The organism is Streptomyces sp. NPDC040610 (genome assembly GCF_055594065.1).
The window spans coordinates 1,221,464-1,233,937 of record NZ_JBVIXA010000001.1; the positions used below are offsets into that span (position 1 = coordinate 1,221,464).

At 73.9% G+C, this 12,474-nt stretch carries 9 protein-coding genes; 6 read left to right on the plus strand and 3 right to left on the minus strand.

Annotated elements, in window-relative coordinates:
- Positions 1-5: 5 nt before the first annotated feature.
- Together ACZ6AA_RS05435 and ACZ6AA_RS05440 are read left to right on the plus strand one after the other, a co-directional pair.
- Positions 6-1,034 carry an MBL fold metallo-hydrolase gene (locus ACZ6AA_RS05435; protein WP_468452239.1) on the plus strand — a complete coding sequence of 343 codons (1,029 nt, stop codon included), beginning with the start codon at positions 6-8 and terminating at the stop codon, positions 1,032-1,034.
- A gap of 114 nt (positions 1,035-1,148) precedes the next feature.
- Positions 1,149-2,780: an FAD-dependent monooxygenase gene (locus ACZ6AA_RS05440; protein WP_471456382.1), complete on the plus strand. Its 1,632-nt coding sequence runs from the start codon at positions 1,149-1,151 to the stop codon at positions 2,778-2,780.
- Positions 2,781-2,812: 32 nt separating this feature from the next.
- On the opposite strand, the gene ACZ6AA_RS05445 is transcribed toward ACZ6AA_RS05440, so the two are convergent.
- Positions 2,813-4,813, minus strand: coding sequence for an ABC transporter ATP-binding protein (locus ACZ6AA_RS05445; RefSeq protein WP_471456384.1), 2,001 nt, complete (start codon positions 4,811-4,813; stop codon positions 2,813-2,815).
- On the minus strand, positions 4,810-6,726 hold the full coding sequence (locus tag ACZ6AA_RS05450; protein WP_471456386.1) for an ABC transporter ATP-binding protein: 1,917 nt from the start codon (positions 6,724-6,726) through the stop codon (positions 4,810-4,812). The genes ACZ6AA_RS05445 and ACZ6AA_RS05450 overlap by 4 nt, the downstream gene beginning before the upstream one ends.
- 195 nt (positions 6,727-6,921) lie before the next feature.
- On the opposite strand from ACZ6AA_RS05450, the gene ACZ6AA_RS05455 reads away from it, so the two are divergent.
- The 4 genes from ACZ6AA_RS05455 to ACZ6AA_RS05470 are packed head-to-tail and all read left to right on the plus strand — an operon-like array spanning position 6,922 to position 10,856.
- Positions 6,922-7,917 carry an ABC transporter ATP-binding protein gene (locus ACZ6AA_RS05455; protein ID WP_471456388.1) on the plus strand — a complete coding sequence of 332 codons (996 nt, stop codon included), beginning with the start codon at positions 6,922-6,924 and terminating at the stop codon, positions 7,915-7,917.
- On the plus strand, positions 7,914-8,765 hold the full coding sequence (locus tag ACZ6AA_RS05460) for an ABC transporter permease (RefSeq protein WP_471456389.1): 852 nt from the start codon (positions 7,914-7,916) through the stop codon (positions 8,763-8,765). The genes ACZ6AA_RS05455 and ACZ6AA_RS05460 overlap by 4 nt, the downstream gene beginning before the upstream one ends.
- A 47-nt stretch (positions 8,766-8,812) precedes the next feature.
- Positions 8,813-10,234 carry a sensor histidine kinase gene (locus ACZ6AA_RS05465; protein ID WP_471456391.1) on the plus strand — a complete coding sequence of 474 codons (1,422 nt, stop codon included), beginning with the start codon at positions 8,813-8,815 and terminating at the stop codon, positions 10,232-10,234.
- A complete protein-coding gene (locus ACZ6AA_RS05470; protein WP_468452225.1) occupies positions 10,224-10,856 on the plus strand; it encodes a response regulator in 633 nt (210 codons plus the stop codon). The genes ACZ6AA_RS05465 and ACZ6AA_RS05470 overlap by 11 nt, the downstream gene beginning before the upstream one ends.
- A gap of 173 nt (positions 10,857-11,029) precedes the next feature.
- On the opposite strand, the gene ACZ6AA_RS05475 is transcribed toward ACZ6AA_RS05470, so the two are convergent.
- Complete coding sequence (locus ACZ6AA_RS05475; protein ID WP_468452223.1) at positions 11,030-12,439, minus strand: carbohydrate-binding protein; 1,410 nt, start codon at positions 12,437-12,439, stop codon at positions 11,030-11,032.
- Between the last annotated feature and the right edge of the window lie 35 nt (positions 12,440-12,474).

Sequence of the window (12,474 nt, forward strand, 5' to 3'; positions counted from 1 at the left end):
GGGTCATGGGCACGCAGGGACCGGTGGAGGGCTCGATGCGGGGGCCGGTGGGAGGGGTGCCGGACGGGGTGCCGGAGGGGGCGGGGGAAGGGTCGTTGCCGGGTGCGTCGGAGAACGCGCGCACCGCGGCCGCGGAATCCGCCCCCGACCTGACCGCCGTACCCCCGCCCCTCGTGCGCGGCGAGCCCGTCGAAGTGGCCGACGGCGTCCACGTGATCCCCGACGGGCGCGTGGAGCTGGTCCCGAACGTGGGCATCGTCGTGGGCGCCGACGCCGCGCTGGTCGTCGACACCGGCATCGGCCCGCGCAACGGCGCCTACGTCCTGGAGCGCGCCCGAGAGCTCGCGGGCGGCCGGAAGCTCTATCTCACCGTCACCCACTTCCATCCCGAACACGGCTTCGGGGCCCAGGCGTTCAAGGGCGTCGCCACCATCGTCTACAACCAGGGCCAGCGCGCCGAACTGCGCCGCAAGGGCGCCGCGTACCTCGACATGTTCAAGGGTCTGAGCGATGCCGTGGCGGCCGAGCTTCAGGGCGTCACACTGGTCGACCCCGACGTCGTCTACGAGGGCCGCGCCGAGCTCGACCTCGGCGGCCGCGTCGCCGAGCTACGGACGGTCGGCCCGGCGCACACGGCGTCCGACCAGATCGTCCTCGTCGACGGCCGGGTGCTGTTCGGCGGCGACCTCCTGGAGACCCGGATCTTCCCGATCGCCCCGTACTTCCCGCCGTACGACACCGACATCGACGGCGACCGCTGGATCGCCGTCCTCGACGAACTCCTCGCCCTCGACCCGGAGATCGTCGTCCCCGGCCACGGCGAGGTGACCGACGCGTCCCTGATCCGCGACGTCCGCGACTACCTGGAGTACGTCCGCGCCGAGACGCACCGGCTGCGGACCGGGGGCGCCTCCGCCGACGAGACGGCCGCCGCCGTCGACAAGGCCGCCCGCGCCCGCTGGACCACCTGGGAGCGGCCGGAGTGGATCGGCCTCGCGGCCCGTGCGTTCTACGCGGCCGGGGGCACCGCCTGAGCACGTTCGGGTGTACGCCGACGCGCGGGCGTTGCGGGCGGCCGCCGGGTGCGGATGATGGGCCTCGTCGCGGTGCGGTCGCCGCGTACCCCGACGGACCGAGGTGAGCGGGAGATGCCCGACGTGCCCGAAGCGAACGCCGACGTGGACGTGGACGTGGACGTGGACGTGTTGATCGTGGGCGGTGGGCCCGTCGGGCTCACCGCCCGGGTGCTCCTGGAGCGCTGGGGCGTACGGACGTCCCTGGTCGAGAAGCGCACCGAGCTGTCGCCGTTTCCCCGCTCCCGGCTGGTCAATGTGCGCTCCATGGAGATCTACCGCGGCCTCGGCCTCGCCGCCCCGATCACCGACGCCGCGTTCCCGCCGGAGTACGGCCGCGTCCGCTTCCGCGACACCCTGTCCGGCCCCGACTTCGCCGGCGCGGCGATGGTGGGGGTGCGCGCGCCGGTACCGGAGAGCCCCGTGACCGGCGCGGTCACCTCGCAGGACCGCCTCGAACCCCTCCTCCTGCGCGCGGCGGACGCACCCGTGCGGTTCGGCGTCGAACTCGTCGGCCTCACCGAGGACGGCGAGGGCGTCACAGCCGTCCTCGTCGACCACCGGCGCGGCGAGGAGACCCGCGTACGGGCCCGCTACGTCCTCGCCGCCGACGGCGCCAACTCCACCGTCCGGCGGCACCTGGGCATCCCCACGACCGGCCCCGGCGAGCTGGCCCACGTCACCACCGTCGTCTTCGACGCCGACCTGAGCGCCCTGGCGGCCCGGCAGCCCGCCGGGGTCTACTTCACCGCGCACGGCACCTTCCTGCCGCTCTACCCCGAGGGCGGCTGGTCCTGGCTCGCCCCCACCCCCGAGGACACCGCGCGCGCCGACTGGCCCGCCCTCGTGTCGCACGCCATCGGCGCCGACATCGAGGCCGACGTGCTGCGCGTCCAGCACTGGACCATGAACGCCGCCGTCGCCGAACGCTTCCGCCACGGCCGGATCCTGCTGGCCGGTGACGCCGCGCACGCCCTCCCCATCATGGGCGGCCTGGGCATGAACGCGGGCCTCGCCGACGTCCACAACCTCTGCTGGAAGCTCGCGGGCGTCCTGCGCGGCTGGGCCGGACCGGGCCTGCTGGAGACGTACGAGACGGAACGGCTGCCCGTCGCCCATCGGACGCTCCGCCAGGCGGTGGCCAACACGAAGCTCGCGTTCGAGGTGCAGGAGCGGCGCCGCGCACAGCTCCGGTCCGCTGCCGTGGCGCAGGACCGGCTGGAACTCCCCTGGTCGGAGCGGTACTTCGCCCAGCTCGGGCTCGTGCTCGGGGTCAGTTATGAGTCCGGTGCCGTCCTTCCCGATGGCAGCGCTCCGCCGGAGCCGTCGTCGTACGGCAATGGCGGCAAGGGCGATGGGGGCGGCGAGGGCGGCGAGGGCACGGATTACCTTCCGTCGGCGGCGCCGGGCCGTCGCATGCCCCACCTCTGGCTCACCCCCGGGCGCTCCACGCTCGACGCCTGCGGCGAGTGGTTCACCGTGCTCACCCCCAAGCCCGCGCGCTGGGAGCCGGGGGCCGACGGGCCGTGGCCGCTGCGCTTCGAGCCGCTGCCGGGGGAGTACGCCGACGCCTGCGGCCTGGGCCCGGACGGAGCCCTGCTCGTCCGCCCCGACGGTCATGTCGCGGCGCGCTGGCCCGCAGGGCCCCCGGCCGACACCACCCTCCACCAGGCCCTCACCGCCGTGACGGGCTCGGCGCGCGCCTGACGCGGCCCGTCATGGACCGCCCGGCGGAGCCGCTAGGCCCCGCTTCCCACCACGCTGTCCCGCCACGCCCGGTGCAGCTCCGCGAACGGGCCCGTCCCCGTGATGAGTTCGGCGGGCGTGCCGTCCTCCACGATCCGGCCGTGCTCCATCACCAGGACCCGGTCGGCGATCTCCACCGTCGACAGGCGGTGGGCGATCACGACGGCCGTGCGGCCCCGCAGCACCGTGTCCATCGCCCGCTGCACGGCCCGCTCGCCGGGGATGTCCAGGGAGCTGGTGGCCTCGTCGAGGATGAGGACGGCGGGGTCGGCGAGCAGGGCGCGGGCGAACGCGACGAGTTGGCGCTGGCCCGCCGAGATGCGGCCGCCGCGCTTGCGTACGTCGGTGTCGTAGCCGTCGGGCAGGGACGTGATGAAGTCGTGGGCGCCGATGGCCTTCGCGGCGCGCTCGATGTCCTCGCGGGTGGCGTCCGGGCGGCCGATCGCGATGTTCTCCGCGACCGTGCCGGAGAACAGGAACGCCTCCTGCGTGACCATCACGACGCCACGCCGCAACTCGGCGTTGGCGAGGTCGCGCAGGTCGACGCCGTCCAGCAGGACGTGCCCGTCCGTCGGGTCGTAGAAGCGCGCGAGCAGCTTCGCCAGCGTCGACTTGCCCGCGCCCGTCGAGCCGACGACGGCCACGGTCTGCCCGGCGGGCAGCGTCAGGTCGAAGCGCGGCAGGATCTCACCGCCCGTGCGGTACGCGAAGCGCACGCCGTCGAACTCGACGGTGCGGCCGGGGTGCTCGGACGCGAGCGGCGGCAGCTGCTTCTCGGTGCCGGACTCCGGCTCCGGCACAGACGGCGTCTGCGCGAGCAGCCCCGCGATCTTCTCCAGCGAAGCCGCCGCCGACTGGTACGAGTTGAGGAACATCCCGAGCCGGTCGATCGGGTCGTACAGGCGCCGCAGATACAGCACCGCGGCGGCGAGCACGCCGAGCGCGAGCGTGTCCTGCGCGACGCGGTACGCGCCCCACAGCACGATGCCCGCGACGGCCGTGTTCGCGACGAGCCGCGAGCCCACCACGTACCGCGCCATCTCCAGGAGCGCGTCGCCGTTGGTCCGCTCGTGCCGGTGGTTGAGCGCCGCGAACTGCGCCTCGTTGGCCCGCTCGCGGCGGAACGCGCGCACCGGGCGGATGCCGTTCATCGTCTCCGTGAACTTCACGATGACGGCGGCGACGGCGGTCGAGCGGACGCGGAACACCTTGCCCGCGCGGCGCTGGTAGATCCGTATCAGCGCGTACAGGGGGACGAACGACAGGACGGCGACCGCGCCGAGCCCCAGGTCGAGCCAGAGCAGCATCGCCGAGATGGTGACGAACGAGAGCACCACCGTGAGGAGTTCCTGAAGCCCCTCGTTGAGCAGCTCCCGCAGCGACTCCACGTCCGTGGTGGCGCGGGATATCAGCCGCCCCGACGTGTACCGCTCGTGGAAGTCCACGCTGAGCGCCTGCCCGTGCCGGAAGATCCGGCCCCGCAGATCGAGCAGCACGTCCTGGTTGACGCGGGCGGACGCCACGATGAAGGCGTACTGGAACGCCCCCGCCGCCCCCGCGCACACCAGGTAGGCCACGCCGACCGCGATCAGCGGGCCGTGGTCGTCCGCGCGGAACGCGGGCACGGCACGGTCGATGGCGTACGCGACGAGCAGCGGCCCCGCCTGGATGACGGCCTGCTGGACGAGGAGCAGGACGGCGGCCAGCGTGACGCGGGCGCGGCGGGGCGCGAGCAGGGAGCGCAGCAGGGCGCCGGTCGCGCCCGGGGGAGCGGGGAGGGTGTCCTGGTCGAAGGCGTCGTCCAGGGCTTCCTGGGCGGCCTTGTCTGATGCGTCTGGTCTGTTCGGTCCGTCCGGGCGTTCGGCGGTCCTGTTCGGTCCGTCCGAGGGTCCGGCGGTCGTGTCGTCGGGCGTGACGGCTTTGTCGAAGGGTCCGGCGGGTGCGCCGGACCGCTCGTCGCCCGGCTGGGTCTTCTTGTCGCCGACCGTGCTCATTCGTCCGTCCCCCCAGACATCAGCCATGCGTACTCGGCGTTCTCCCGCAGCAGTTCCTGGTGCGTGCCCACGGCCGTGACGCGGCCGCCGGACAGCAGCGCGACCCGGTCCGCGAGCAGCACCGTCGACGGGCGGTGCGCCACCACCAGCGCCGTGGTGTCCTTCAGGACCCGTCGCAGCGCCGCCTCCACCAGCGCCTCCGTGTGGACGTCCAGCGCCGACAGCGGGTCGTCAAGGACGAGGAAGCGCGGCCTGCCCACCACCGCGCGGGCCAGCGCGAGCCGCTGCCGCTGCCCGCCGGACAGGCTCAGGCCCTGCTCGCCGACCTGGGTGTCCGCCCCCTTCGGCAGCCCGTGCACGAACTCGGCCTGCGCGACCGCGAGGGCCCGCCCCAACTCCTCGTCGCCCGCGCTCCCGTCGGCCCCCATGAGCACGTTCTCGCCCACGGACGCGGAGAACAGGGTGGGCTCCTCGAAGGCCATGGACACCAGCGTGCGCACGCGTTCGCGCGGCATCGCCGCGATGTCCTCGCCGTCGAGCGTGATGCGGCCGCCTGTCACCTCGTGCAGCCGGGGCACGAGGGCCGTCAGCGTGGTCTTGCCGCTGCCGGTGGCGCCGACGAGGGCCAGCGTCTCGCCGGTGCGGATGTGCAGGTCGATGCGGTCCAGGACGGGCGGGGCGTCGGTCGGGGCGTCGGGGTAGCGGAACTCTACGGATTCGAAGCGGATGCCGTCGGCGGGGGTGGTGTCGGTCGGAGTGTCGTCGGCCGGAGTGTCGTCGGCCGGAGTGTCGGCGGTGGGGGTGCGGGGCGCGGGGACGGCGACGACCGCTCCCGCCCTGCCCTTGCCCGTCGGCGAGTGGGAGTTGCCCGAGTCCGTCCCCGAGTCGCCCGAAGCCGTCCCCGCGTCCGACTCCGGCTCCGCGTCCATCACCTCGAAGTACCGCTCCGTGGCCGTCGCCGCCTCCTGGCTCATCGCGAGCAGGAAGCCGATCGACTCCACCGGCCAGCGCAGCGCGAGCGCCGTCGACAGGAACGCCACCAGCGTGCCCGTCGAGAGGTCGCCGTCGGCCACCTGGACCGAGCCGAGGACGAGCGCCGCCCCGATCGCCAGCTCCGGCAGCGTCATGATCACGGCGTAGATCGCGGCGAGGAGGCGGGCCTTGGCCAGCTCCGTGCCGCGCAGCGTGCCCGACAGCTCGCGGAACGCCCGGGCCTGACTGCGGTGCCGCCCGAAGCCCTTGATGATCCGGATGCCGAGCACACTCTCCTCGACGACCGTCGTCAGATCGCCCACCTGGTCCTGCGCGCGCCGCGCCACGGCGGCGTACCGCCCCTCGAAGTACGCGAGGAAGACCACCATCGGCACCACGGGGGCGAGCAGCACCAGGCCGAGCGTCCAGTCCTGGGCCAGCAGAATGGCCATGCCGACCGCGATCGTCGTGCCGTTGACCACCAGGAACGTCAGCGGGAACGCGAGGAACATGCGCACCAGCATCAGATCGGTCGTGCCGCGCGACAGCAACTGGCCGGACGCCCACCGGTCGTGGAAGGCGACGGGCACCCGCTGGAGGTGGCGGAACAGGTCCGCCCGCATCTCCGCCTCCACCCCCGCGAGCGGCCGCGCGACCAGCCAGCGCCGGAAGCCGAACAGCACGGCCTCCACGACCCCGAGCCCCAGCAGGAGCAGCGCCCCGAGCCAGACGCCCCCGGTGTCCCGGTCGGCCACCGGGCCGTCCACGATCCACTTCAGGACGAGCGGGAACAGCAGGCCCGTACAGGACGCCACGATGGCGACGAACGCCGCCGTGAACAGGCGTGTTCGTACGGGGCGCACATACGGCCACAGCCGTGTGAGCGTCCTGACGGCGGAGCGGCCGCCGGGGTCCTGGGCAGGTGCGCGTGTGGTGGACATCAGGAGCGAGCCTACGTTTCACCACTGACAGCGCCCACCGAGTTTTGGCCCGGTCCGGGTCGGCCGCTGGTCCTAGTCCGCGGGGCGGTGGCGCGCCGCCCCGGGGGTCGTAGGGGGCCATCAACCGATCGGTGGATGGCGGTCGCGGCGGGATGGCCGATGTGGGGCGGGGGCCGTGACGGCGAGGCTTGTCGCATGCCTCCTCCCATCATCGAAGTCAGGGACCTGCGCAAGGTCTACGGCGGCCGGGCCGTCGTAGACGGCGTCTCGTTCGCCGTCGAGCAGGGCGAGATCTTCGGCGTCCTCGGGCCCAACGGCGCGGGGAAGACGACCACCGTCGAATGCGTCGAGGGCCTGCGCGTGCCCGACGCGGGCACGGTGCGCGTCACCGGACTCGACCCGGTGGCGGACCACGCCCAGGTCACCCGCGTCCTCGGCGCACAGCTCCAGGAGAGCGAGCTGCAGCCGAAGCTCACGGTCCGCGAGGCCCTCGAGCTGTACGCCGCGTTCTACGCCCGCCCGGCCGACTGGCGCCCGCTCGCCGAGCGCCTCGGCCTCACCGACAAGCTCGACACCCGCTTCGCCAAGCTCTCCGGTGGCCAGAAGCAGCGCCTGTTCATCGCCCTCGCCCTGATCGGGAGCCCCCGCGTCGTCGTCCTCGACGAGCTGACCACCGGCCTCGACCCACGGGCCCGCCGGGACACCTGGCAGCTGATCGAGGAGGTGCGGGACAGCGGTGTCACGGTCCTGCTCGTCACCCACTTCATGGAGGAGGCCCAGCGGCTGTGCGACCGCATAGCGGTGATCGACCGGGGCCGGGTGGCCGCGCTCGACACCCCCGCGGGCCTCATCGGCCGCTCCGCCGGCTCCACGGTCATCTCCTTCACGCCGTCGGTGCCGCTGGCCCCCGCCGACCTGGCCGCGCTGCCCCGGCTCAGCTCCGCCACGGAGAAGGACGGCCGCCTCACCCTCAACGGCACCGACGCCACGGTCGACGCCCTCCTCACCCTCCTGGCCCGCCACCGCATCACGGCCCACCAACTCCGCGTCACCGACGCCACCTTGGACGACGCCTTCCTCGACCTGACGACCACCGAGACCGACGCGTCCACCCCGGCCGACGGCCACACGCCCACCCCGACCGACGCCCACACGCCCACACGCCCCGGACACCACGGAGCCCCGGCATGACCTCTCCCACCAGCCCCGTCGACTCGGCCGGCCCGGCCACCTCCGCCGCCACCAGCCCCGCCACCCCCGGGCCCGCCCCCGGCCCGCACGCCGCCCCGGCCCGCGCCCCCGGTGCCGCCCGAGCCGTCCTCAAGGCCGAAGTGCGGCTGTTCCGGCGGGAACCGGGCTCGCTCTTCTGGATCCTCGCCTTCCCCACGGTGCTCCTGGTGGTCCTCGGGTCCATCCCCTCCTTCCGGGAGGCACAGGACGACCTGGGCGGCATCCGCCTGGTCGACGCGTATGTCCCCGTGACCGTGCTGCTCTCCATGATCATGGCGGGGGTCCAGGCCATGCCGCCGGTCATCACGGGCTATCGCGAGCGCGGGATCCTGCGCCGGATGTCGGCCACCCCCGTGCGGCCCGCCGCGGTGCTCGGCGCGCAGATGGGACTGCACGGCGCCGCCGCGCTCGGCTCGGCGCTGCTCTCCCTGACGGTGGGCCGGGCCGTCTTCGACGTGCCGCTGCCCCGGCAGACAGTCGGGTACGCGGTCGCGCTGGTGCTCGCGACAGCCTCCGCGTTGGCCCTCGGCGCCCTGGTGTCGGCGCTCTCGCGCACCTCCAAGGCGGCGACGGCGGTCGGCTCGGCGGTGTTCTTCCCGATGATGTTCAGCGCGGGCGTCTGGCTGCCGGTGCGGGCGATGCCGGACACCCTCGCCCAGATAGTCGAGGCCCTGCCGTTCGGCGCGGCCGCGGAAGCGCTGAACCAGGCGGCGGCCGGGGACTGGCCGGGGCCGGTCCACCTCGGTGTCCTCGTGCTGTGGACGGCGGTGCTCACCGCGGCGGCGGGGCGATGGTTCCGCTGGGAGTGACCGGGGGCGCGGCGGATGCCGTCGGCCGGGTGGACGAGACTGGGCGCATGGCACGACCCGGCACGCCGAAGGGCCCCGACACCCCCGCCGACTCCGGCAGGCCCCCGGGTCGGGACACCCTCAGCACCCCATCCGCCCCCAGCGCCACGCCGGCCTCCGCTCCCACCCCCACGCCCACCTCGACCTCCAGCTCCACGCCGACCTCCGCCTCCACCCCGACCCCCACCGCCCTCGTAACCGAGCGCTGGGAGCTGTTCCACCGTTGGGGCCCCCTCGTCCTCCTCGCCTTCGGCACCCTGCTCTCCGCGGCCACCGCCGATGTCGTCGGCATGGGGTGGGACGCGTGGATCCTGGCGGCGGGGCTCGTCGCCGCCGCCGTGGCGCTCCAGGTCCGGTGGATCGGGGCCGCGCGCTCCCGGCCGGGGCCATCGCGCTTCGGGAGCGTGTACTACTTCCTGCGCTGGGCGCTGGCGTTCACGCTGTCGTGGCTGAACCCGTTCTTCGTGTTCTACGCCGTGACGGGGTACTTCGGGTCCGAGCGGCTGCTGAAGCACCGCCTGGTCCCGGTGGGCCTGTTCGCGACCGCCGTGACCATGGCGGGCGCGCAGGCGGGCGGGTTGCCGCCGCACGGGCGGGTCGGCTGGGTGGTGTTCGGCGCGATGCTCGGTGTGAACGTCGGGCTGCTCACGGTCTTCGCGCACCTCGCCAACAAGGAGGAGGAGCGCACCCGGTTCCACGAGCGGACCATCGACCAGCTCGAAGCGGCCAACGCCGCGCTCCAGCAGGCCCTGGACGAGAACGCCGCGCTGCACGCCCAACTCCTGCTCCAAGCGCGCGAAGCGGGCGTGGCCGACGAGCGCAGGCGCCTCGCCGCCGAGATCCACGACACCATCGCGCAAGGCCTCACCGGCATCATCGCCCAGCTCCAGGTCGTCGCGAACACCCCCGACCAGCAGCTCGCCCGCGCGCACCTGGACCGGGCCACCGGCCTGGCCCGGCACAGCCTCGGCGAGGCCCGCCGCTCCGTGCACAACCTCGCCCCGGTCGCCCTGGAGCACAACAGCCTGCCCAAGGCGCTCGGCAAGACGGTCACCGAGTGGGGCGACCGCACGGGCGTGCGCGCCGACTTCACGGTCACCGGCACCGACGGGCCGCTGCACGAGGAGATCGAGGCGACCCTGCTGCGCATCGTCGAGGAGGCCCTGTCGAACGCGGCCCGGCACGCGGCCGCGACCCGCGTCGGCGTCACCCTGTCGTACATGGCGGGGGAGGTCGCCCTCGACATCCGCGACGACGGCCGCGGCTTCGACCCGCTCGCCAGGACGGCCCGCACCAGCGCGGGCGGCTTCGGCCTCACCGGCATGCGGGCCCGCGCCGAGCGCATCGCGGGCACCCTCACCGTCGAGTCGGAGCCCGGCGGCGGAACGGCCGTGTCGGCGCGCGTACCGTTGGTGGGCGATGAACACTGACGTGATCACCCTCCTGGTCGTCGACGACCACCCGGTCGTGCGCGACGGGCTGCGCGGCATGTTCGAGTCGGCGCCCGGATTCCAGGTCCTCGGTGAGGCGGCCGACGGCGTCCAGGCCGTCGAGCTGACCGCCCGGCTCGACCCGGACGTCGTCCTCATGGACCTGCGGATGCCGGGCGGCGGCGGGGTCGACGCCATCGCCGAGCTGTCCCGGCGCGGCGCCCGCGCCCGCGTCCTGGTGCTCACGACGTACGACACGGACACCGACACGCTGCCCGCCATCGAGGCCGGTGCGACGGGCTATCTGTTGAAGGACGCCCCGCGCGACGAGCTGTTCGGCGCCGTCCGCGCCGCCGCCGAGGGCCGCACGGTGCTGTCCCCGGCCGTCGCGTCCCGCCTGGTACGACGCGTACGTGCCCCTGACGACGAGCGGCTGAGCACCCGCGAACGGGAAGTGCTCGCACTCGTCGCCAGGGGCACGTCCAACCGTGACATCGCGAAGGGGCTGTTCATCAGCGAAGCCACGGTCAAGACCCATCTCACCCATATCTACGGCAAGTTGGACGTCAAGGACCGGGCCGCGGCCGTAGCGACCGCTTATCGCCGCGGCATCCTCGACTGACCGTCCACGCGGTCGGCCGAGACCGGAATCCGGTCCTTGCGGCCACGTCTCCCCCCGGAGTCGTGACCTGACGTCCCATGGGTCCGCATCCACGCTCCCACCAGCGCGGATGAGCAGTGGTCCGGCCCGGGAGCCGGACGGGCCCGCCGGTCAGGGCGGGCCCGGGGCAAGGGTCAGGCGGCCTCCCACAGGGCGGGAGTGTTCGGCGGCTCCCAGCCGGGCTGGGCCTGGTGCGGCTGGAGGCAGCGGTAGGTGGCGCCGTCGTAGGTGACGGTGTCACCGGCCGCGTAGACGGAGCCCGCCGCCCAGGTGCCGCTCGGGTCACCGGGGTCAGGGTCCTGGCCGCCGCCCGTCGTCTTCAGCGTCAGCTGGTACTGCTGAAGGAGCGGGTTGATCGGCTGGTGGAACGTGGTGCCGCCGGAGCGGCAGTTGCCCGAACCACCGGAGGTGACGCCCTGCGCCTGGCTGCCCGAGATGTACGAGCCGCCGGAGTCACCGGGCTCCGCGCACACGGTCGTGCGGGTCACACCGCTGATGGTGCCCTCGGGGTAGGTGACGCTGGTGTTGTGCTGCGAGATCGTGCCGCAGTGCCAGCCGGTGGTCGAACCGGAGCGGCAGATCGAGCCGCCCACCGGCGACTGCGTGGAACCCGCGACGCTCACGCGCTGGCCGCCGGAGCCCTTGACGTACGGCGTCGACGTCCACTGCGCGTTGGCGGCCACCCACGCCATGTCCCGGCCCGGGAAGATCGAGGCGCGGAACGTGCCCTGGGCCTGCTGGTTGACGCCACGCGTGGTGGTGCCCGCACGCCCGCAGTGGCCCGCCGTCGCGAAGCCCTGCGTGGACCCTTGCGTGATGGAGAAGCCCACGGAGCAGCGGCCGCCGCTGCCCATGTAGTACGCCTCGCCGCCCACGATGTCGTAGAAGGGCCGCGGCCGTTCGGAGGTCCGCTCGACCTGGACCAGCCCGCGGTCGACCTTCGCCGCCTTCACCAGCTGGTGCGCCGCGGCGGCCTTGACGGCCTTCACCACGACGGCGTTGGACTTCACATCGACGAACCACACGGGCGCGTCGGCGGTGCGAGTGCTCTTCGCGGCCCGGTCCAACTTGGCCTTGGCGGCGTCCAGTTGGCCGAGTGAGTGGCGTACCACAAGGGCGCGGGCGCCCTCGGCCTCGATGGCCGCGACGTCCCGGGCGTCGGTGGTGGCGACGGTGAGCGAGGCCGAGGTGGCGCCGCTCACCCAGGCGCCCGCGAAGTCACGGCCGAGCGCGGACCGCAGGGCGCCGCCCGCGGCCCCCGCCTCCGCCTCGTTGGCCAGGCGCGCCTTGGCCTGCCCTGCGGTCAGCCGCAGATCACGCTGCATCGCCTTCAGGACCTCGGGCGACGTCTGCGCCACGGCGGCGGCAGCCGCGGCGTCACGGGGAGTGGGGGAGGGGGACGGGGAGTCGGACTGCGCGACCGCCGAGCCGGGAAGACCGGCGAGCACGAGCGCACCGGCGGCGGCGAGCGCGGCACCCGCCGCCTGCGCGCGGCGGAGGACTTTACAACTGTCGTGAGTCGGGGAGGCATGTCTGAGCTGCATGGGGGTCTCTCCTCGGTGTGGACGGGGAGCGGCGG